The sequence below is a fragment of the Thermopirellula anaerolimosa genome, from assembly GCF_054657335.1.
Map to the genome: position 1 here is coordinate 744,827 of NZ_BAAHYX010000006.1, position 20,791 is coordinate 765,617.

The window sequence follows — 20,791 nt, forward strand, 5'->3', positions numbered from 1 at the left end:
GGCTATTGTCTGGTGTGACCGCTGCGGGTGGTTTGCCGACCAGCGATGGATTTTCGCCGAAACGGAACTTGAGGACCTGGAAGAAGCGGCGCGCGAATAAACAGCGTCCCAACCGGATGAGGAAGGACGCATGGAACCCAGCCAAGAAAAGGAGTTGCCATGCTGGTGTTGACCAGGAGGAAGGATGAGCGGATCGTGCTAAAGATTGCCAAAGACGTCGAGGTCGTGATTACGGTCTGCGACGTTAACGGAAACAAGGCCCGGATCGGCGTCGAGGCCCCTTCCCGCGTGGCGGTCCTGCGGGAGGAATTGATCGAGCGGATCATCCACAAGGCCGAGGACGACAAGGGGGATCGGCCCGATGAAATTGGGTTACACGAGGCTCGGCGAGGGAGTTTCCATATTTCTGGAAATCGGTTCGTACCACTTTCGGATGATGCTCCCCGCCGGCGACCTGGCCTCGCCGTCCGGGCGCGAGATCGTCAACGCCTGGCTGCTGGGTATTACGACAATTCCGGGGCTGGAGATACCGCATCGTTAGGTCGAAGCCCTGATGGACGCATTAGATTCCGAGTTTCCGATCGCCGGCAGGCTGAGGAAACCCAGGCTGCGGTTATTTTGAGGCGACGGAGGCGCCCCAACGCCGGGATTTCTTGAGGTGCAGCATGGCCGGGGACTGGATTCCCATTCGGACGGATATTCACTCCGTCCCCGAGGTGCTCCGTCTAGCGCGTCTGACGGGGCGTTTAGTGGATGAGGTTGTGGGTTTGCTGGTCAGGTTCTGGGCGTGGGCTCAGGCGCACAGCACCGACGGAGCGTTTCCTGGGAGTACCCCCGTTACCCTGGCCAAGTGCGCGCGTATTCCCACGTCGTTCGTTCGTGCCGTCGTCGCGTCCGGGTGGTTGGAGGCGGACGAGGCCGGAGTTAGGATTCCCCGCTTCGACCGATGGCTATCCCACGCGGCGAAGCGGCGATTTACAGAGCGGGAGAAGAAGCGACGGCAACGCCGCGACGGGGCCGCCGCCGGAGAAGGGGCGAACGGGTTGCCGCGCGTCCCGGTTTTGTCCCGATCGTGTCCCGATCGTGTCGGGACTACAGGACAGAAGAAAGGAGAGGATATTATCGACGACGACGACGACGAAAAGAATCGGGGAAAAGGGGGGGCCGGGGGGGAAACCCGACGCGGCCCCGTCCCGAAACGCCGGGGACGACGGCGGGACGACGGCGGAACCCCCCAGCCAAGAACTCGCGATTCGCCGAGCGTTCGAGCACTTCGGCCGCATGTGGGGCAGGGCCGGTCCGTCCGTGAAACGCGACCGGGTGCTGCTCTGGAGGCTTTGTTCGGCGGCCTGCAACGGGAGCGATTGGGCGAGGGCCGTCCTAGAGACAGCGGCGGCCGCGGCCCCGAGGAATCCCGGGGCCTACCTTCAGCGGCTGATCCTCGAAATGGCGCCGAAGGTGCCCAATCCCGCGGTTTGGCTGCGGCGGTTCCCGACGCCCTACGAGGTCGCCCATCCGCCGCCGCGCGACCCGCGAAGGCCTCCGCCCCAAAAACTCGATCCCCCGGCCTCGGCGCAAGAGGTGCGGGCTATGTTCCGCGATGCGATGAACGCTGTACGGTGCAACGGACGACCGGGAACCACGTAATGACTGCCCGTAGGAATCCGCCGAGCGAACCTCCGGACGGATCGGAGAGAAGCGAATGGAATCCGAGGTCACGATTAGGCTGGAAAAGGCGGTGGCGGCCGTTTTGCAATCCCCGTCGCTCCACCGCCAATCCGTTCCGCCCTGCGGCGATACCCCGTTGCGGTTGCACAAAGCCCGGACGCGGGCCGTGCGGAACGGTCGCATCGCGGTCTTGGTGGCTGAACGGCCGACCTCCGACGTCCCGGAGGGGTATTTGGTCGTGGCGCTCTCCGATCTTCCCTATCTTGTCGCGAGCCTCTATGCGGAATTGATCGAGGCCGGCCGTGGCCGCAATTGACCCGACCGGCCGTCTACACTGAACGCATGATGACGCCGCCGACGCTGGCCGCCGCGACCCAGGGGCTGATCCGGCGAGGCTTTTCGCTGCGGTCGGTCGCCTTGCTGTTGCGCATCGACCGGGGAACCGCCTCCCGATGCCGCCGGCGTCCCGTGTCCGTGCCGGTCCTCCGCATCGCCCATCGCTGTCCCGGCTGCGGGGCGCTGGTGACCGAAATCGCGTGCTTAGCGTGTCGCATACGAAACCGGAGCCTGCCATGAGGATCGCCGCCCTTCTGCAAATCCTCCGCGCGTTGCGGTCGGCCCTCCGCTTTCCGTCCATCGAGGACGAAGCGGCCCTGCGGGAGTTTCTCGGAACCGTCCTTGAAACCGCCGCCCGACTGGCCGCGTTCACGCCGACGACCCTGGACGACGCCGCCGTGCGCGGTTTGGCCGCCGCGATCGCCGACGATCGCCTTTGGACGCTGCTCTATCGGCTGTTGCGGTGGGCGGCCTCCGAAAACGACCTCCTGGCCCTGGCCGACGCCTCCGGGCTATCCTCCGACGAACTCCTGTCGATCAGGAACGAAGTCCATGAAGCGATTCATCTTGGCGGCCGCCCTGACGCTTCTCCCGTGGCTTGATGCCCGGGCGGAGATTCGCCTCGAAAAGTCCGACCGCGGAATCACCATCGTGGTGGAAGGCGCGGATGACGCCGCGGTCGTGCCCGTGGCGCCCGGGCGCTGGGTTCTGGTCTGGGCCGCCGGGTCCCCCGCCAAACTCCAAACCGCCGTCGTCACCGTCGGACCGTCCGACCCGGCTCCGCCGACGCCGCAACCCGAAGCCGAGGCCTCGCGACTGGCCCGCGAGTGGCTGTCTCTGGTGCCGGACGAAGCGCGGGCCAAGGCCCCGCAATTGGCGGGCGCCTTCCGGGGCGTAGCCGTCCGCATCGCCTCCGGGGAACTCCGCGACCCAAACTCGATCATCAACGCATCCGTCGCCGCGAACCGCGAGACCCTGGGCGAACACCGCAACGCCTGGCTGCCATGGTTCCAGCGCTTGCGCGACTACATGAACACCCTAGCCGAAAGCGGCAAACTGACCACGCCCGAGGCCCACGGCGCGTTGTTCCGGGACCTCGCCTCGGGACTGGAGGCTAACGCCCGATGATCGACCGGCCCGAATCGCTCCGGTTTCTGGGAGGCTGGCGCCATGACCCAGCGCTGATCGACCGCGTCTGCGCCGCGGCCGGCGTCGGCGGCCTGTACGCCGACGCCCCGCACCTCAAAGACACCGGCGCCGGAAAGCGCGTCGTGCTGCTGGAGGCGCTTCGGGACGTCGAGGGGGATTGGATTCCATACCGCCCGCAGACCCGCGGGACCTGCGTCGGCCGGGCCGGGGGCCGCGCCGGAGACGTTCTCCAAGCGCTCCGCGTGAAAGAAGGCGCGGAGTGGAAGGCCCGCATTTCATCCGAAATCGTCTACGGGTTCGCCCGCGTCGAAATCGGCGGCCGCCGGCTGCGTGGGGACGGGGCCGTGGTGGCAAACGCCGTCGAGGCGGTCCGCCGCCTCGGGGTGCTCCCCCGCGGACGCTACGAGGTCGGCGGGCGGACGTTCACCATCCCCGACCACGACGACGACATGCTGGCGGCCCAGTGGGGAAACTCCGGAGTGCCGGACGAACTCGAACCGCTCTGCCAAAAGCACCTGGTCCGGGCCTGGTCGCCGATCCGCAATTACGCGGAGTGCCGCGACGCAATCGCCGCCGGATACGTGGTCTGGTTCGGCACGTCCCAAGCCTTTTGGCGGAGTCTGCCCGCACGGCGAGACCGAGACGGCTTTTTGCGTCCGACCGGTTCGACCGCCCATAGCTGGCTGGTCGTGGGGGTGGACGACACCGCAAGCCGCCCGCATGTGATTATGGACAACCGGTCGTGGGGGGATGACTGGGTCGAGGGGCCGACGGGAGACTATCCCCTACCGCTACCGCCCGGCTGCTACCGCGCCGACGCCGAGGCCTTCGACCTGCTGGTCCGCAAGGGCGAGGCCTACGCCGTCGCCGACCTGGACGGTTTCCCGATTCGCAAACTGGATTATTTGCTGATATGACCGCTCTAACTTTCGCCCTGGCCGTTGTCTTGGATTATCGTCTGGCCTTCCCCGACTATGCCATGCTGGGACCTCCTTCCGCCCCTCCGCACGCCGCGGCGCCGCTCGATCCTTCGGCGGCGCCCGCGGCGGCGGCCGATTGTCCCGACGGTCGATGCGCGTACCCGTCCCGCTCTGTCGCGCCGCGGCGAGGTATCTTTCGGCGAAGGTAAGCATCTATGGACCCCCTCACGTTCTGGTCCGTTCCGATTCAAGCAGGGTTCGCCGCGTTCTGTGCGGCGCTGTTGACGCTCTGCGCTTGGCTGGTCGTGCAAATCGTTCGGCTATCGCGGCAAACCATGTCCGTGGTCGAATCCAATACGGAGGCGATCACCCGGCAAATCCACCTTTTGCAAGTGGTGGTCGAGGATTGCCAAACCACGCGATACAATGTCGAACAACTTCGCCTGCGGCTGGAAGCCCGGCCTTGCCTCGCCATCTATGAGTCCACGCAAGACAAAGACGACGACACGAAACCGGGGACGAACGGCTGCTCGAAAAGCCGCCGCCAATAACACAACGGGGACGACGTCGGCACGCACGCGGGGCTTACAGTCCGTGTTCCTGGCCGCCTACGCAAACAACGCCAACGTGGCCGCCGCGGCACGCGCCGCGGGAATCTCCCGCACGGACCATTACCGATGGCTGCGGGATTCGGATTATCGGCGGCGATTCCTGGATGCCCGCGAATCGGCCCTCGACGGCCTGGAGGAGGAGGCCTGGAAGAGGGCGCGCGACGGATCGGATCGGCTCCTCATGTACCTGCTCAGCGCGTACCGGCCGCGTTTCCGCGCCGACGCCCCGCCTCCCGCCGGCCCCCTCGATCCGGAGCTGGTCGAACTCGATGAACAAGACCTAATCCGCGAGGCCCAACGGGAGGCGGCCGCGATGGGGTATGGCTCACTGGACGATGTTTGGGCGGATGGATGACCGCGACCCGCTGCACTTGCCGCCGGCCCTCCGCGAACTGGCGCGACGCCGCGCCCGCGACGGCCTGCTTGCGTTCACGCGCTGGACCTTTCCCGAGTACGCGCCACACTGGCACCACCGGCTAATCTGCCGGACGCTCGATCGTTGGCGCCGGGGGGAGGTGCGGAACCTCATCCTCTCCATGCCACCGAGACACGGAAAAACCGAACTGGTTTCGCGACGGCTCCCCGCCCTGCTGCTCGGATGCAACCCGGACGCGCGAATCATTATCGCCGCTCATACGGCATCCCTGGCCGAAAGCAATTCCCGCGACGTGCAACGCTGCGTGGAATCCGAACGCTTCCAACAACTGTTTCGCCTCCATCTTCCGGCGCCCGGGCGCCGCGGCGGGCGATACAAGCGGACCGACGCGCACTGGGAAATACCCGGACGCAAGGGATACCTTCGCGCGGTCGGGGTGGGCGGTTCGATCACCGGTTTTGGTTTCGACTGCGGCATCGTGGACGACCCGGTCCGCTGCGCGGAGGACGCCGAATCGTCCGTCGTCCGCGACCGGCTCTGGGATTGGTTCACGCGGGATTTTTGGACCCGCCGCGCCGCGGGCGCCCGCGTCTGCGTTACCATGACCCGCTGGAATCAAGACGACCTTGTGGGTAGGATTCTACGACTGTCGGGCCGCGGTTTGGGGAACTGGGAGGTGCTCACCCTCCCGGCCCTGGCTGGCCCGTCCGGGTCGTCGCACCCGGACGATCCGCGACGCCCCGGAGAGGCCCTCTGGCCCGAACTCATATCGGCGGAGGAACTGCGCGACATCGAGGCGACGGACCCGCGGGGGTTCGCCGCGCTCTACCAACAGGACCCCAAGGCCGCCGGCGGAACCGAGTTTCCCGAGGAGTATTTCGCCGACCACCTCTGGGTCCCCGTCGGGGAATGGCCGACGCGCGATCAACTCGATCCCCTGGTGATGGCCGTCGATCCGTCCCGCGGGCGCGACGACGCGGCGTCGGATTACGCCGCCATCGTCTGGGCGGGGATGCACAAGCACTCCGACCTGGTATTCGTGGATTGCGACCTGGAGGTACGTTCCCCCAACCGCACGCTCGAGCGCGCCCTCGGCCTGTTCGACACCCTCCGGCCCGACTTCGTCGCCGTGGAGACGAATCAATTCCAAATCCTCTTCGCCCAAGAACTGGAGCGACGGGGCCGGCAGGGGTTCCGCGTGTCCCTACCTTTGGTCTACATCCAAAACACACTGCCGAAGATTCTCCGCGTCCGGCGGCTGGGACCGTGGCTGGCCGCGCGACAACTCCGCATCGCCGACACGCCCCACGGGCGGCTGTTAGGGCGGCAACTGGCGGAGTTTCCCATCGGCCGGCACGATGACGGCCCGGACGCCCTCGAAATGGCCTGCCGCGTGCTCACCCAGCACGCGCCGCGCCGCGTGGAGAGTCTCACCTACCGCCCGGGCGGGCGCGATAGCCTGCGGTTCGAGTGGCGTTGACGGTGCGGCAGCCGCCGCGTCGGGTTCGATAGGATGGCCGATATGGGGTTCTACTCGGAACTGTTCCGCAATTTTCACGCCGCGGCCCGACGGGAGGCGGTGGACGACTTTCGAAACTCGGCGGTCGGCCGGTTGGCCGCCCTGGCCGGCGAGTCCCGCTACCGGAACGCCCGCGCCGGTCAACGATTCGTTCGCGCGCTCGAACGCGCCATCGGCGGGGGCGGCCCGTCCGCGATCGAGCGGTTCCGCTTCGGAACCGCCGCTTACGTCGTGGAAAAATACGCCCGAGAGGATAGCCCCGGAGGGGAAATCGTCCGGCAATGGTTGAAGGCGCTAGGCCCAGCCGGCGACTTGATGCTTAGTCTGTTCGGTGCGCCCCTGGGTCGCGCCAACTCCCAATCGGCGGCGCTCAACGCCGCAATCCGCCTTGTGCAGGCGTTCGGGATGGAGGTCCTGCCGAACCCCTCCGGACCGTGGAATCCCTCCCTTCGCTCGCGCGGCCGGGCCGCGGCGTGGCGCTACCTGCGCGACATCGGCGAATTGGACGCCCTCCAAGTGTTCGGCGGCGTGGAAGAACTCGCGGACCTGGACCCCGCGGTGTTCGAACCGAAGCTGACGATCCCGGACGTCGTGTCGCTCACCCCTCCGCAGTCCCGCCCGCCCGGGTTCGAGCATCTGCCGGAAACGCATCCGATTTGGACCGGAGAGTTTCAGGAGGTGCAAAGTTCCGACGTGCATTCCGTCGCCTACGACCACCGCGACGCAACGCTTTATGTGCGTTTCCACAAGAAGGAATACGTCCGCGAACTGGGCGACTGGGTACCGGCCGGGCCGGGGCCGATCTACGGCTATTACAACGTCCCCCCGAATATGTTCCTTGACCTCTTGCGCGCCGACTCTCCGGGGTCCTGGGTGTGGGACCACCTGCGAATCCGCGGCACGGTCGCGGGGCACCGATTCGACTACCGGCTGGTCGCGATTGCGGGGACCTACGTCCCGCGCAAGGCGACGTTCACCCCCTTGACCGGCGACTACGAAGGCGAGTACGGCGAGGTCTTCATGCCTCGATTGGTGCAGGGGCCGTCCGGGAAGTGGTTGAAATCGCGTAAAGCGTTCGAGGTGGTGCGGACGTTTCGACCGACGTCCCCGATCCCTCCCGGACGGGCGCAACTATTCGGAATCTAGAGAGACCAACCATGAGCAACGACGAAATGGCCCTTGTGAGCGCGGACGGCGTCGAACGCCGACCCCTGGGCATCCCCGCGCAATCCGGAATCGCGCCCAACCTGGGACAATCCCCGGTCCCCCACGTGGTGACCTTCGCGGGCGTCTACGGCGGCGGGTCCAAATCCTACATGCCCAGCGACGAGGCCCTCCAGCATTCCTGGTCCAATGCCCAATACCTCCGGCAGGACGTTGCCGTGATGGAACCGCTGGAGGTCCGGAAACGCGCTGTCGCGCTGCTGGATTGGCATATCGAGCCGGACGACCCGACGGACCCCGAGCAAAAACGCATCTCCGACGAGGTGACGTGGATACTGCGGAAAACGCCGCGGTTCCTCCAGTACCGCGAAACCCTGCTGGAGGCGATCTTTTTCGGTCGCTATGCGGTGGTCAATACGGCGGGATGGGTTGTGCGCAAGGGCCGACCGTTGGTCGGCATTCGCAAGTGGCGGCCCCTCCACGGGGACAAGCTGGTTTGGCGGTGGGATGATAACACCGGCGAGTTCGACCCGGACTGCGTGGGCATCCGCCTCGGCCTGTCGGCCGGCGGGGACGACATGATCCAGCGTTGGCGGTCCTGGGCGGATGCGAACGGCGGAACGATCCTCCCGACCTACGTTGGGCCGGCCTTTTTCCCGCCGGAACACCTGCGCGAGCTAATTACCATCCACCGCCACACCGTCGAGGACGGCGACTGGTACAGCCCCCAGAACGCGGCGCGGATTTTCGGGGTCGGAATCCGATCCCGCATCTATTGGACGTGGTACCAAAAACAGGAGGCCCTGGCGTGGCTGATGGAGTACCTGGAGCGGTCCGCGTTCGGCTTGGAGCTTTGGTACTATCCGGCAGGATCGGAAAAGGCCCGCGAGGACACGATCAACGCCGCGAAGGAGCGGATCGGGAACGCGCGCAATATCCTGGTCATTCCCCGCCCCGCCGGTCCCGAGGGGCAAATGTTCGGCGTCGAAGTGATCGAGCGGAATATGGCCGGGGCGACCGCCCTCAAGGACATCATCACGGAGTATTTCGGCCACCAAATCAAGCGCTACATCCTGGGGCAGACGCTGACCACGGAGGCCCACGCCACGGGATTGGGTTCCAACCTCGCGTCGATTCACCTCGATACGTTCCTCCAAATCGTCAAATATGATTCCATCAACCTGGCCGAGACGCTCACCACCGAGCTGGTCGCTCGGATCGTCAAGTGGAACTATCCCTGGTTCGACGAATGCCCGTTACGGCTGGTGATCGAGACCGAAAAGCCGGACGTGCTGGAACGACTCCAAGCCTTGCAGGCGGCCTATGGCATGGGACTGCCGATTCGCGCCCGCGACGTGCGGGAACTTTTGGGACTGGCGGAGCCGGCCGAGGATGAAGAGATTCTATCCCTCAATTCCGGTCGCGATGAGCAAAGGGAAGCGGGGATCGGAACGGGCGAGCCGGTGGGGACGGCGGAGGACCCCGCGGACCCTTTCTCCGGCTTGACCGGCCCCCGGAGAGCCAGCGAGAACTGAGCGGGCGTCGGGAACGTTATGCCCGCGAGAAAATCCCCGAGGGGACGATTCGCCCAATCGGTGGCGAATTACGGATCTTGTTGCGGAGCCGCTGGCACCGACTCCACGAAGCCATTCCATCGAGCGAGCAATCCCGTGCCGCTTGGCGGCAGCTCCTCGCATCCGAGATGAGGCATCGTTCGCACGTCGTTGAGCACCTCTCCCGGGTGTGGTCCCGCCTCCAGGAGACGGTCCTGCCGCAAGGGACGCAGGCCCAGCGACAGCGGCGGCGGCGGATCCATCGCCGGCAATTGAGTCAGGCCTGGGAATACCTTTGGCCGCGGCTGGGAGTCGGTTCCCAAAGCCGCCTTGCCCGACACCACGCCACCGCCATTGTCTGCGCGGATATGAGCGAAGTCCGGGCGTGGCATGACTATTTGGGGCGTCTTGTGAAGAGATCAACCCAGCAGCAACCGCCACGACCGGAAAAGGTCGCCGCCGTGGTGCACTGGGTCCCGCTCCCTCAGGGAGGACGGGCTGCCGTCCTGGTCATCGACGGTCCCGCCAGCACGGTCGAGTATCGCTACCTTTTGGCCCACGAACTGGCCCATATCGTCCTTAAAGAGGATGACCGGCCGATCCATGACGAACCGCAATGGAAAGCAATTTGGCGTCAAGAGAGAGAACACTTAGCCGAAAGATTCTTGGACACGCAAATTAAGGCCGACGTGAAAAGAGACGCCAAAGAAGCCCTCGCCTGGGCCTTGGCCCTTCACTGGCTGAGTCAGGATTTTGCAAGGACGCATCCTCGGATGAGTCGTTTTGTAAGTCGTCTAGACCGAGATAGATAGCATCGGGAGCCGACGGGGGGAGTGTTCCATCATCGGGGGGCAGTTCCCAGTCAAAATAACGCCGATAATACTCCCTTTCCGTGATCCGCTCCTCGGGGGGAATCTTGGCTGCGGCCCAGCCTGTGACATTGACAAGATCCTCTCCCGTCTCGGCATCGATGACCAGGCTGTAGTGGGCGATTTCCTTGTCCGCATCCTGGTCCTTGATGACGTAGAGGACGCGGTGTTGGAACTCCGGGGGATCCGCCCCGAAGATCATGAGATGCAGATCCTCACGGATCGCGTCCCATTCCTCTTTGACAGCGGCCCAGGTACGTCGAAGAGATTGCCGGAAACGCATCGTCGCGCCCTCCACGCGGAATCTGGAAGCGGCATTTTGCGGGACGGGCCGCCTATATTATCGTCATGACGGTCGCCCTTCGCAAGCAAAACTCCCGTTCCCACGCCGAGCGTTTCCCGGCGGAAGAGTTTACGAGAATCCCCGGGGTAATCGTCTTCGCCGAGCATAGCACGACGCTACGCGACGGAACCCCCGTCACCTACGACCGGGACGCGCTGGAAAAAATCGCCCGGAATTGCAACCGGAGGATCGAGGAAACCGGGAATTACGCGGCGGTATGCCTAGGGCACATCTACGAATCCGTTTCGGCCAAACCCCTGATCGGCTTTGCCGGTCCGTTCCGCGTCGAAGATCAAGGCGGCCGCGCGGTTATCGCGGCGGATTTTTGGATTTTCAAGGATGACGCCAAGCAACTGAAGCGCTATCCGCGGCCCAGCCCCGAGGTATGGATTCCGCTCGACGGATTCGACCCGGACCGAATCTTCCTCGACCCCATCGCAATGCTGGGAGCGGAGACGCCGCGGCTGGATTTGGGAATGAACTTCCTTTATCGCGCCGAGGGGAACGGGATGCTATGCGAGAAGTACGCCGCGCAGCCGTCGGCGTGGAATATGAGTCCCGCCGATCCTCCGCCGGAAACCTACACCGGAGACCCACAGATGGCCCAACTCACCCCCGAGGACATTCAAGCGATTCTCCACGCGATCGAGGCGACCGACTGGTTCAAGTGGATTCAAGAGCAACGGGCCGCCGCCAACAAACCCGAACCGGACGCGAAAGGCGAACCGTCCGACGACAAGGGACCCCCGCCGCCGATCGACAAAAAACGCCGGACCTACGCCGACGACGATAAGGCGGACGCAGGCCGCGCGCCTGCCCCGCCGGACGACGACGAGGCGCAGAACGACGACGACAACAAGCCGGCCGATGATGGAACCTCGCAGCGCCCGAAGCGGGTCGAGGAATATCGCTCGACCACGCTTTACGCGCGGCGCGAGGCGCTGCTGGAGGCGCAAAAGGAGATTTATCAACTGCGGCAGGGCTTGGAGCGGGAGCGGGCCCTCCGCGTGAATTCGGAACGCCGTTCGATCCTGCAATCCCTCGCGCAGCAATTCGACCTGGACGTGGACGAGGAAATGCGACGGGTCGCCTACGGCAAGGCGAGCGACCAGGAATTCACGCAGCACGTGGAAACGATCCGTCGCCGCTACCGGCCTCTCCCCACGGCGATGGACCTTCCCGTATGGGGCGACGCCGCGCCGGATTACGCCCCCGACGGTCCCGAGCGCTACGCCCGCAAACAGCGCGAGGAGTTGAGCCGCAAGGCGCTGGAATACGCCAAGCAAAAGATCAAAGCCGGACAGCATATTTCCTACGACGAGGCCTTGGAGGCGGTTTCGCGCGGCCGCTGACACGTAACCATAGGACCCCCGACCATGCTCACCGAATTGCAATTGCTGGCCAAGGGGAATATCCTCCCCTCCCGTTTCGTCTCGCTGCATTCGACCGACGAATCGTCCGCCGTCCAATCCGGCGATAACGCCGAGATCATCGGCGTGGCCCAACCCGGGACCAATAAGCCCGCCATTTCGGGTTGGGTCGATCCGACCTACGCCGCGGAATCGGGCCAATCCGTGATGGTCGCCGGAATCGGTTCCGTGGTGCTGGTCGAGGCGGGGGCGAACGTAACCCCCGGCAAGCTCCTCAAGAGCGATTCCCAGGGACGGGCCGTTCCCGTCGCGACCACGGGAACCACCATCCAAAACTACGGCGCCGTGGCGTTACAGGGCGGCGCCGCCGGAGACAAAATCCGCGTTCAGGTCGTGCTGGGCAAGGTCCGACCCGCCCTGAGCTGATTGACCTGATGAAGTATCGCCCCGCATAGCTTGGAGTGTGAACCATGCCCGCCGTGATGCCGTCCGCCTACAACGTCGCCGTCCCCAATCTGGACGCTACGAACCGCCTCATCGTGGACTTCGGGCGGAACCCGTCCGAGTTTCCGGTGCTCCGCTATTCGCAAATCGTCCCGGTCAAGAAGTCCACCGGGCTGTGCCTCAAGATGACCGTGGAGGAGGCGGGACGCATCCTCAACTCGGACCTGGCGGACTTCGTTTGGCCCGACGGCGCGGACGCCCCGATCGGGCTGGACAATACCGAGTCGTTCGAGTTCGTCCCGTATCGCTGCGAGCGGTACGCCCCCCACGCCGCCGTCGGGGACCTCACCCGCGACAACGCCGATTGGGACATCGTCAACCAAAACGCCTCGATCAAGGCCCGCCAAGCCATGACGGCGCGGACGCAAATGGCGGCCAATCGGATTTTCACGGAATCCAACTACGACGCGAATAACGTGATCGACGTCAATGCGACGTTCGGCGCCAAGTGGAACGCCGCGACGACGGCCAATATGGTCATCCGCAAGTCGATCAACGCCGCCGTTCAGCGGATCGTGTCGGCTACCTTGGGGGCCGTGAAGGCCAAAGACCTGGTCTTGGTCTTGGGCGATACGGTCGCCCGCGCGATCTCGGAATCGCAGGAGTTTGCGGACTACCTCAAGGGGTCGCCCGACGCCCTGGGCGCCCTCCGCTACCAATTCCGCGACGAGCCTTCGGCGGCCAACGACCATTTGCCCGGGGTGAAGCTCGTCACCACCCGGCACCGCTTCCGCACACTGGGTGAGAAGCGGAACGCCTCAGCGGCTCTGGTGTCACCCGATGTGGACGCCTACGCCGTGTGGGACGATGACGACATTTATCTGCCCTGGCACCTGGAGACGATGGCGCAGGTCTTCGCGGCCGGTATCTCCTGGTCGCGGCCCGCGGAGGTCTGGATCGACCGCCGCACGCACTTGCAGCGTAAGACGACCGGCGGGCTGTTCCACGGTTCGTGGGGCTTCACCCGCGAAGCATTTCTGGCCGTAGGGGGCTATCCCGCCATGCAATCCGGTTAGGACCAGGCCCTTGCCGGGCGACTGAAGAAGGCCGGCTTCAAACCAGTATCACCGAGTGAGCTGGTTACCCCATCCGGACTGACCGAGCTTGCCACCACTCCCAGTGCAAAGCCAGTACAACCACGCTCCCAAGCTTCCTCTTCCCATCAAGCCCCAGTTTTCCCCGTGGCCAGCGATACAGCGCCTTCCCCTGACGGCGGTGACGTTTCTTGCCTTTCCCTTCCTTCCTACATCTACCGCGGGCACACGTATCCCGGCGCCCGGCATATCTCGGCCCTCGGCAAGGACGGCTACGAGCGGCGAGGCGAGGAGACCATCGCCCCCATCTCCTGCGTCACGCCGCGGTGGTCGGCCTGCTGGGACGGACTGGCGCTGAGGGCAACGCCGCCCCAGGCAACGGCGTCGTAAGTACAGCCCTCGAGGCGGCCGCTCGCAGGATTCCCCAGGCGTTCTGCTCGCGTCGGCCGAAGCATCTGGGCCACTGTCGTCCGTCCATCTCCCGCTACCCCGCCGACTCGATCGACTCCAAAGCGTAGGGGGCAATCCGCACAACCCCGTGACAGATGCCCGTCAAAATGTCAGCTCTGGTTGGGTATCATCCCCCACTGCCGACCGGCCGGCACGAGGGATGTGAGCCGGTAGGCGAAAAAATCTTGGAGGGGGTACTTGACAACCCACACACACACACAGATAAAATCAGCCCGGCGATTCAAAATGGTGAGATCGCAGCTCACTTCAGAACAACGAGGAGGGTGAAGAAATGGTGCGACCACTTACGATGACGCTGACGATCGCAGGATTGATTTGGGTTGCCATGTTCACGAGCCCCAGACAAATCAGAAGCAATGACGTTTTGAAGGCTTATGGATCCGATTTGTTGGATTGTGACACGACGGGACTTTTTGACCAGCATTGCCCGACCGCCCCAGGTTCTGGAATTCAATGTCCTGCTAAGTACACCTACCGGAAGTGTAAAGCGAGTGAGGGTTCCGCAGACAATCTCCTCTGCAAGCCAGGTGAAGGGGCCGTAAGATGTGGTGCCGATGCCCGTTGCCAGACCGTCAACCAGGACGACACTAGCACGAACTGCAAGCCGAAGTCGTAATCGGGCTTGTGTAATCGGAAGGCTAGGTCAGCGGGCGGTAAACAGCATATGTTGCGTGGACCATTCGGGCGAAGGATGCTTACATGGCGCACCGATCTTGTAAGTCGGCCTCCCCGGGGGCTCGCGGGACAACAAGGGAGGCTATTTGGCTGCAGCTAATTGCCGGGGTGCGGATAATTGAAAAGGGCATTGGAGACCGAATGATAGTGCGGGTTCGGGGTGATTGTGAATGAAAAGGACCGCCTTTTCCATTTCCGGCGGTGGCGGGAGGACTGGGCAACGGAGTCGTAGCGATGAACTGTTTGTCGGCGGCCGGGCTTTTCTGGATGCTTTCGTCAGTGCTATCGGTTGCCCTGGTCGCGGATGGAACAAGCAAGGAAACAGTTGATACAGCAGTTAATACAGCAGGCGTCGTGCGGGAGTTGGAAGAAACTCTCCGAGAGTGCAGTTACCTGGAATTCGACGCTTCGGTGAAGGTGTATGAGCATTCGGTGGATTCTTCAGAAAGGCCGATAATGAGGGACGGCCAGTATCATGTTTTGCGAGGACTCAAAAATTGGAAGTGTCTTGGCAAAGTATTTGGCAGCACCGTTTATAAGGGAAAAGCTGTTGCGGAGACGACGCAATTTGAGCACCTGATTAAGGGAGGTGAATGGTTTACTGTCCTGATAGAACCATCGTCCGGAAAAGTGGAGTCTGTCCTTCTCGACAGGAACGTATCAGAGGAAGACCGGTCATGGGCCCTGCTCGAGGACGATTTCGTGTGGGTCTTTGGGTATCACCCAGGCAATTGGTTTGCGTCTTATTTGCCCGACGTGCTCCGACAGTGCGAATTGACGGCCAAACCCGATGTGTTGGATGGACGCGATACCTTCTTGTTGGAGGCCCAAGGGAGGTACGGTCACTATCAGTTGTGGCTTGATCCCAGCGAAGGGTTTCTCCCGCGGCGGATGGTATTGGTAAAACGTGGGAGCGATCTTTTTGGGAAGGAACCGGTATCAGCAAGTAAGGGGTTGCACGCCGTGGTGATCACTGTCGACGTTCGACGAATCGATCGCGTGAAGGATATACCGGTCATGGCGGAGTTTGTCATTGAGCGCGAGAAGAGTTACGATGATCGGCGTGTGGTTGACCGGAGTATGTGTTCCCTGTCCAATATCCGGGTTCTTTCAAACCCTGCCCAGGAGGACGGCTTTGCGTTGAGTACAAAGATCCCCAATGGAACACCTGTGCAGGTGCAGGATGCGCTTCACTTGGATTTCGTGTGGGAGGATGGACGGGTTGTCAACGTGGTGGATTCAAGGCTTGTCAGCCGGCTTGAAGACAGTCGCTTTCATCCGGGGGGGGCTAATTCGCGCTTCTGGCTGGTGGCGGCCAATGCAGGCGCGATCGGATTATTGCTGCTCGTCATGGCTTTGCGGAGATGGCGAGGCCATGCCGGCAGGCACTAGTTGGCGGGGGTCGGGGGTACGTGAGAAACCCGTGCGAGAAGAACGCCGGGACGGCACGTGGCCTGGGACGGACAGTGGGTAAATGAAACGTGAGCTTGGGCGGTTTACGGGTCAATGAACCGGGTAGGAAGACAGCTACGGGTTGGCTGGACGGTTGGAGCTTGCTGGCTGGCCATGGCTTTAGGGGCGGTGGTTTGTGCGAGCGAGGGCGCTGCCACCAACTACCAAGTGCCAAGCGGGGAGAATCAGTGGCAAGGCGAGTTGATGGCGGGCGGGCCATGCTGCGGCATCTATAGCCTTTATGCGTGCCTCCGAGCCATTGGCTGGGCGGGGGACATAATTGAGCTGCTCAAAGTCGAGTATGTTGGCTCTCCGCGTGGCAGCAGTATGCAAGAGCTGATACGTGCGACGGAGGACCAGGGGGTTTTTGCCTTGCCGGTGGAAGGGTTGGGTGCCGACTCGCTTCGAGAGGCCCCTTTCCCTGCGCTTTTGCATGTGAGAGGGCGGACGCGGGGGCGAGAGTACGAGCACTAGGTTGCATACCTCGGCGAACAGGAAGGCAAAGCAAGAATTGTCGATCCTCCGAGTCCGTGTGAGCTTGTCTCTTTCGCAGACTTGCTGGCACGTTGGGATGGCACATCGCTGTTTGTTGCACCTGTCGAATTCAGCATCACTCAGGCGGTCTGGCCGCACTATTCGAGGTTTTTCTTGTATTGTCTGTCGGCTGCTACGTTGTTGGCTGTGTTTCATCTCGTCGCCTTCCGTCGCTCGGTCGGTCGTACCGCTTCGGGGCGGTTGGGCCGGAGCATTCAGGAAGCTCTCTTCGTTATCGGGTTCGCGGTGCTGACTGCGATGGTGGCCCATACGGCTTTTAACACGGGGTTCCTGTGTAACAGAAGAGCTGTGGCAGAAGTGGTGCGACGATATCACACGGCGTTCTTGCCGAAGCTCACTGTTCGGGACGTTCGGCACTTACTCCAAAGTAACAAACACGTAGTGATCGTCGACGCTCGGTACCCGGACGACTTCGTTTTAGGCCACCTGCCGGGTGCGATTAACATTCCCGTAAGATCGAGTCTTAGAGAGGTGGAAAAGGCTTTGGGCGGGGTAAGCCGATCCGCGCCCCTTGTGGTCTACTGCCAGAGTGCTGGCTGCCCATACGCTGCTGACATCGCCGACGCTTTGACATTCCTTGGCTTTACGAATGTCATGCTGTTTCCAGGCGGCTGGGAGGAATGGTCAGGTGATGACTCAAGCAAGCAAAGCACTCAGTAAACTCGAGCGTGGTGCCATCCGGAGCAGCGATTCGAGCGTTTCTTCGCCGTCAATTGGCGGTTTGCGTTCGCTAGCCATTCGCTTGCGATCCGTGTCAGCGATTGTAGTTGGTCTGACTTTCCTGGCTAGTAGTAATCCACATTTAGAGAACCCTTATCAGTTCCTTGGCTCTGTCTATGCCTACGGGCTTGTCGGGCCCCGTTTCGGAGAAGTGGTGGCGATAATCCTACCGTATCTTCAGCTTGTGACGGCTATATGCCTGCTCGGGCGCATCCTTTTCGGCGGGGCTTTGCTGACAAGCTGCCTGCTGTTAAGTACCTTCTTCGCAGTCCAGCTTTCAGCCTTCGTTCGTGGGCTCAAGATTTCGTGTGGGTGCTTCGGCCCGGTTCACAGCAATCAGGTTGGCGTGTCCTCTTTGTTTTGGCTCACCATCCTGTTGATACTGTCTATCGCAGGCTTCGCCTCGCATCTGGCTGCGGCAAGTGGCTCAAAATCGGGATCGCGTTTTTTGAATTCAAATAGTATGCCGTTGCGGTTCCTGAACAAGGCTGCTTTGCCCTGATGGTGCGGTGTTAATCTACAATGCAAAAAGTGACCCGTCATGGCAGACTGAGTAACCGGGCTCTATGCTGGGGCTTGAGCAACAGCGGCACAGTCACAATCTTAATAGCAATTGTCCTAGCCATGCATGCGGGATTGTTGGCGTGTGCTGCCGCGAGGCATTCGCCTACCTGCGATGAGGTTAGTCATTTAGTTGCGGGGATTAGCCATTGGCATTTGGGGAGGTTCGATCTATACCGCGTAAACCCGCCGCTGGTCCGTCTCGTGGCCGGTGCTGCCGTGATCCCTGCCAAACCGAACACTTGCTGGCGATTTTATGACGAGGGTGTAGGCCAACGCTCGGAGCGAACCATCCGCAAAGACTTTGCCGTGGCTAATGGGTGTCGTACGTTCTCCCTTTTCTTCGTGGCTCGCCGGGCATGTATTCCCTTCGCCCTGTTGGGCGGCCTGATATGCTTTCTTTGGGCCAGAGAATTGTACGGGCAGGCGGCAGGCGTGATTGCACTGACATTATGGTGTTTTTCGCCGAATATTCTGGCACATGCGTCGCTGATCACGCCCGATGCAGGCGCAGCAGCTATGGGGGTAACAGCAGGATACGCGTTTTGGCGCTGGCTGAGGCAACCCGGCTGGGCGGAAGCATTTCTCGCGGGCGCAGCTTTAGGGCTGGCGGAACTGACCAAAGCGACCTGGATCGTGCTGTTCGCTCTTTGGCCGACGGTTTGGCTGGTGCGGTTCTTTTGGAAGAAGAATACCGGCAATCAGCATCAGAAGATGCTGCGCCCCGACCCGAAAACGACAGCCGCTTGCCGATGGCAAGCCTGCCAACTGGTGGTGATTCTCCTTTTGGGCGTATACGTGCTCAATCTTGGTTACGGCTTTGAGAGCACTTTCCAGCGGTTGGGCGAGTACCGTTTCGTCAGCCTGGCGTTGGGTGGTCCTCGAGACGACGTGGATCGCTTCGGCGAAGGGAGCAACCGCTTTAGCGGTACTTGGCTGGCCAACCTGCCGGTGCCGCTACCGAAGAACTATGTGATGGGCATCGACTTGCAGCGGTGGGATTTTGAGCGGAAGATGTGGTCCTACCTGCGGGGCCAGTGGCGTCTGGGCGGCTGGTGGTACTACTACCTTTATGCTTTAGCGATCAAGGTTCCCTTGGGAACGTGGATATTGATCTTGGTGGCACTTTTGCTCGGGTTGCTCGGCCGGGGATATGCCGCACCCTGGTCCGAAGAGCTGGTGCTGCTGGCGCCGATCGCGGTGGTGCTTCTACTCGTTAGCTCACAAACGGGCTTCAACCATCACATGCGGTATGTGCTGCCAGCGTTCCCGTTTGCTTTCATCTGGGCAAGCAAAGTGGCAAGGGTGTTTACCTTATCACCTGCCGGTTGGCCGCGACGGGTGCTTGGAGGAGTGGTTGCGGCCGCCTTGAGCTGGTCGGTTGCCAGCAGCTTGTGGATATATCCGCACAGTTTGTCGTATTTCAACGAACTAGTCGGCGGCCCAAGGCACGGACATGAGCACCTGCTCGACAGCAACATCGACTGGGGCCAGGACCTTTTGTATTTGAAGCGCTGGTACGACAGGCATCCGGAGGCACGGGCGATTCACCTTGCGGACTGGAATTGCTGGAATGCCCGAATAGCAGGTATCCAGTACGTGGAGGTCCCCCCGGGACTGGAAGCTACTCAAAACGGTTCGGAGAACCTGAGTGAAATGGGGCCGCAGCCCGGGTGGTACGCCTTGAGCGTTAACGAAATCCACCGTCGCGATGGCAGGTACGGCTATTTCCGGCATCTTGAGCCGGTGGCCACGGCAGGGTATTCGATTTACATCTACCACATCACTCCGGACGAGGCCAACCGGGTTCGGTGCCAGTTGGGCTTGCCGGAGTTGCCCTAGAATGGGCAGCCGACAGGAAAAGCAGAGGTAGGAAACGAAAACGCCAAACAAGAGGGGTGACAGCAGGTGTGAGGATGGCCGGGCGAGCAGCAGCCCGAGGAAATGTATCACAACGGGAACACTGACCGATGGACCTAGTGAAGTTCAAACCGCGCGTGGGCAAACCTGACTTGCTGAATCACAGTGGTGAAGATCCGCTGCTTTCGGTAATCGTGCCCGTGTACAATGAGGCGCGGACCATCGAGGAAGTTCTTCGCCGGGTGTTGGAGGTGCCGTACGACAAACAGGTTATCGTGGTGGACGACGGCTCGACGGACCGCACGCCGGTGGCGCTGGAAAAGTGGAAAGGACATGCACAGGTAGTACTTTTACGGCATTCGGACAATCGCGGCAAGGGAGCAGCGATTCGCACCGGGCTGGAACATGCGCGGGCACGGTTCGTGCTCATCCAGGATGCCGACCTGGAGTACCATCCGAGTGACTACGGGCGGCTGTTGCAACCGCTCCTTGCTGGCCAAGCCGATGTGGTTTACGGCTCCCGGCGGCTGGGGCAAAAAGTGTTTGGCCGCAGTGAACATTCGGACCGGAATAGGAGGGGCCTTTTCTGGGTGGACCGCTGGTTTGGCCGCCTGAGGGAACTGGCCAATCCGTTCTATCACGGGGTGACGGTGCTGAACCTCCTGGTGCGGCTTTTGTACCGGGTGCGAATCACCGACGAAGCCACTTGCTACAAAGTGTTTCCCACGGAGGTGCTCCGAGCAATGGAGCTGGAGTGCGAGCGGTTCGAGTTTTGTCCGGAGGTGACGGCCAAAGCTGCGCGGATGGGCCTGCGGATTGTGGAAGTGCCGATCCACTATCAGGGGCGTAGTGTGCGGGAAGGCAAGAAGATTCGCTTTCGCGACGGCTTGGCGGCAATGGCCACCTTGTGGAAATACCGCCGCTGGCAGCTGCGGCCGGCTCGGTCTGTCGGCGAGCTTGCGCACGGCATGGCGGCGACCTGTACGGTTGGGAGTCGGCGGCAATAAGAAAAGGCGGGGCAGATGGTATGTTCGCAACAAGAATCGGTATAACGGAATAGGCGGGCAATACCGGACGATAG

23 protein-coding genes and 1 pseudogene are annotated in these 20,791 nt (G+C 62.4%); all 24 read left to right on the top strand.

The features are described 5' to 3' along the window. Positions 1-159 precede the first annotated feature (159 nt). Positions 160-312: pseudogene (locus ACYQ6J_RS08880) on the top strand (carbon storage regulator); the annotation flags it as partial. A gap of 49 nt (positions 313-361) precedes the next feature. Continuing rightward, positions 362-541: a hypothetical protein gene (locus tag ACYQ6J_RS08885; protein WP_460185560.1), complete on the top strand. Its 180-nt coding sequence runs from the start codon at positions 362-364 to the stop codon at positions 539-541. 764 nt (positions 542-1,305) lie between these two features. Then, positions 1,306-1,647: a hypothetical protein gene (locus ACYQ6J_RS08890; protein WP_460183829.1), complete on the top strand. Its 342-nt coding sequence runs from the start codon at positions 1,306-1,308 to the stop codon at positions 1,645-1,647. A gap of 55 nt (positions 1,648-1,702) precedes the next feature. Beyond that, positions 1,703-1,984, top strand: coding sequence for a hypothetical protein (locus ACYQ6J_RS08895; RefSeq protein ID WP_460183484.1), 282 nt, complete (start codon positions 1,703-1,705; stop codon positions 1,982-1,984). 256 nt (positions 1,985-2,240) lie between these two features. Then, positions 2,241-2,606, top strand: a complete 366-nt coding sequence (locus ACYQ6J_RS08900; RefSeq protein WP_460183483.1) for a hypothetical protein — start codon at positions 2,241-2,243, stop codon at positions 2,604-2,606. Continuing rightward, complete coding sequence (locus tag ACYQ6J_RS08905) at positions 2,557-3,132, top strand: hypothetical protein (RefSeq protein WP_460183830.1); 576 nt, start codon at positions 2,557-2,559, stop codon at positions 3,130-3,132. The genes ACYQ6J_RS08900 and ACYQ6J_RS08905 overlap by 50 nt, the downstream gene beginning before the upstream one ends. Then, a complete protein-coding gene (locus ACYQ6J_RS08910) occupies positions 3,129-4,070 on the top strand; it encodes a C1 family peptidase (protein ID WP_460183831.1) in 942 nt (313 codons plus the stop codon). The genes ACYQ6J_RS08905 and ACYQ6J_RS08910 overlap by 4 nt, the downstream gene beginning before the upstream one ends. Continuing rightward, positions 4,067-4,282, top strand: coding sequence for a hypothetical protein (locus ACYQ6J_RS08915; RefSeq protein ID WP_460183832.1), 216 nt, complete (start codon positions 4,067-4,069; stop codon positions 4,280-4,282). Before ACYQ6J_RS08910 ends, ACYQ6J_RS08915 begins: the two co-directional genes overlap by 4 nt. A gap of 6 nt (positions 4,283-4,288) precedes the next feature. After that, complete coding sequence (locus ACYQ6J_RS08920; protein WP_460183833.1) at positions 4,289-4,624, top strand: hypothetical protein; 336 nt, start codon at positions 4,289-4,291, stop codon at positions 4,622-4,624. Positions 4,625-4,667: 43 nt separating this feature from the next. Next, a complete protein-coding gene (locus ACYQ6J_RS08925) occupies positions 4,668-5,039 on the top strand; it encodes a hypothetical protein (RefSeq protein ID WP_460183834.1) in 372 nt (123 codons plus the stop codon). Continuing rightward, positions 5,032-6,540 carry a terminase large subunit domain-containing protein gene (locus tag ACYQ6J_RS08930; protein ID WP_460183835.1) on the top strand — a complete coding sequence of 503 codons (1,509 nt, stop codon included), beginning with the start codon at positions 5,032-5,034 and terminating at the stop codon, positions 6,538-6,540. The genes ACYQ6J_RS08925 and ACYQ6J_RS08930 overlap by 8 nt, the downstream gene beginning before the upstream one ends. Before the next feature lie 42 nt (positions 6,541-6,582). Next, positions 6,583-7,725, top strand: coding sequence for a KTSC domain-containing protein (locus ACYQ6J_RS08935; RefSeq protein WP_460183836.1), 1,143 nt, complete (start codon positions 6,583-6,585; stop codon positions 7,723-7,725). An 11-nt stretch (positions 7,726-7,736) separates the two neighbouring features. Further along, the gene (locus tag ACYQ6J_RS08940) at positions 7,737-9,278 is read left to right on the top strand and encodes a phage portal protein family protein (protein WP_460183837.1); all 1,542 of its coding nucleotides are present in this window, start codon (positions 7,737-7,739) and stop codon (positions 9,276-9,278) included. Positions 9,279-9,445: 167 nt separating this feature from the next. Next, the gene (locus tag ACYQ6J_RS08945) at positions 9,446-10,108 is read left to right on the top strand and encodes a M78 family metallopeptidase domain-containing protein (RefSeq protein WP_460183838.1); all 663 of its coding nucleotides are present in this window, start codon (positions 9,446-9,448) and stop codon (positions 10,106-10,108) included. 405 nt (positions 10,109-10,513) lie between these two features. Then, complete coding sequence (locus ACYQ6J_RS08950) at positions 10,514-11,860, top strand: hypothetical protein (RefSeq protein WP_460183839.1); 1,347 nt, start codon at positions 10,514-10,516, stop codon at positions 11,858-11,860. A gap of 24 nt (positions 11,861-11,884) precedes the next feature. After that, positions 11,885-12,304 carry a hypothetical protein gene (locus ACYQ6J_RS08955; protein WP_460183840.1) on the top strand — a complete coding sequence of 140 codons (420 nt, stop codon included), beginning with the start codon at positions 11,885-11,887 and terminating at the stop codon, positions 12,302-12,304. Positions 12,305-12,348: 44 nt separating this feature from the next. Further along, a complete protein-coding gene (locus ACYQ6J_RS08960; protein WP_460183841.1) occupies positions 12,349-13,398 on the top strand; it encodes a hypothetical protein in 1,050 nt (349 codons plus the stop codon). A gap of 165 nt (positions 13,399-13,563) precedes the next feature. Beyond that, a complete protein-coding gene (locus tag ACYQ6J_RS08965) occupies positions 13,564-13,806 on the top strand; it encodes a hypothetical protein (protein WP_460183842.1) in 243 nt (80 codons plus the stop codon). A gap of 990 nt (positions 13,807-14,796) precedes the next feature. Next, the gene (locus tag ACYQ6J_RS08970; protein ID WP_460183843.1) at positions 14,797-15,954 is read left to right on the top strand and encodes a hypothetical protein; all 1,158 of its coding nucleotides are present in this window, start codon (positions 14,797-14,799) and stop codon (positions 15,952-15,954) included. Positions 15,955-16,128: 174 nt separating this feature from the next. Continuing rightward, on the top strand, positions 16,129-16,488 hold the full coding sequence (locus tag ACYQ6J_RS08975) for a hypothetical protein (RefSeq protein ID WP_460183844.1): 360 nt from the start codon (positions 16,129-16,131) through the stop codon (positions 16,486-16,488). A 318-nt stretch (positions 16,489-16,806) separates the two neighbouring features. Beyond that, positions 16,807-17,229, top strand: a complete 423-nt coding sequence (locus ACYQ6J_RS08980; RefSeq protein ID WP_460185535.1) for a rhodanese-like domain-containing protein — start codon at positions 16,807-16,809, stop codon at positions 17,227-17,229. Next, entirely contained in the window at positions 17,201-17,791 is a 591-nt protein-coding gene (locus tag ACYQ6J_RS08985) for a MauE/DoxX family redox-associated membrane protein (RefSeq protein ID WP_460183845.1), read from the top strand. Before ACYQ6J_RS08980 ends, ACYQ6J_RS08985 begins: the two co-directional genes overlap by 29 nt. A 368-nt stretch (positions 17,792-18,159) precedes the next feature. Next, a complete protein-coding gene (locus tag ACYQ6J_RS08990; protein ID WP_460183846.1) occupies positions 18,160-19,692 on the top strand; it encodes an ArnT family glycosyltransferase in 1,533 nt (510 codons plus the stop codon). Between the two features lie 128 nt (positions 19,693-19,820). Further along, positions 19,821-20,717 carry a glycosyltransferase family 2 protein gene (locus ACYQ6J_RS08995; protein WP_460183847.1) on the top strand — a complete coding sequence of 299 codons (897 nt, stop codon included), beginning with the start codon at positions 19,821-19,823 and terminating at the stop codon, positions 20,715-20,717. The last annotated feature ends 74 nt before the right edge of the window (positions 20,718-20,791 follow it).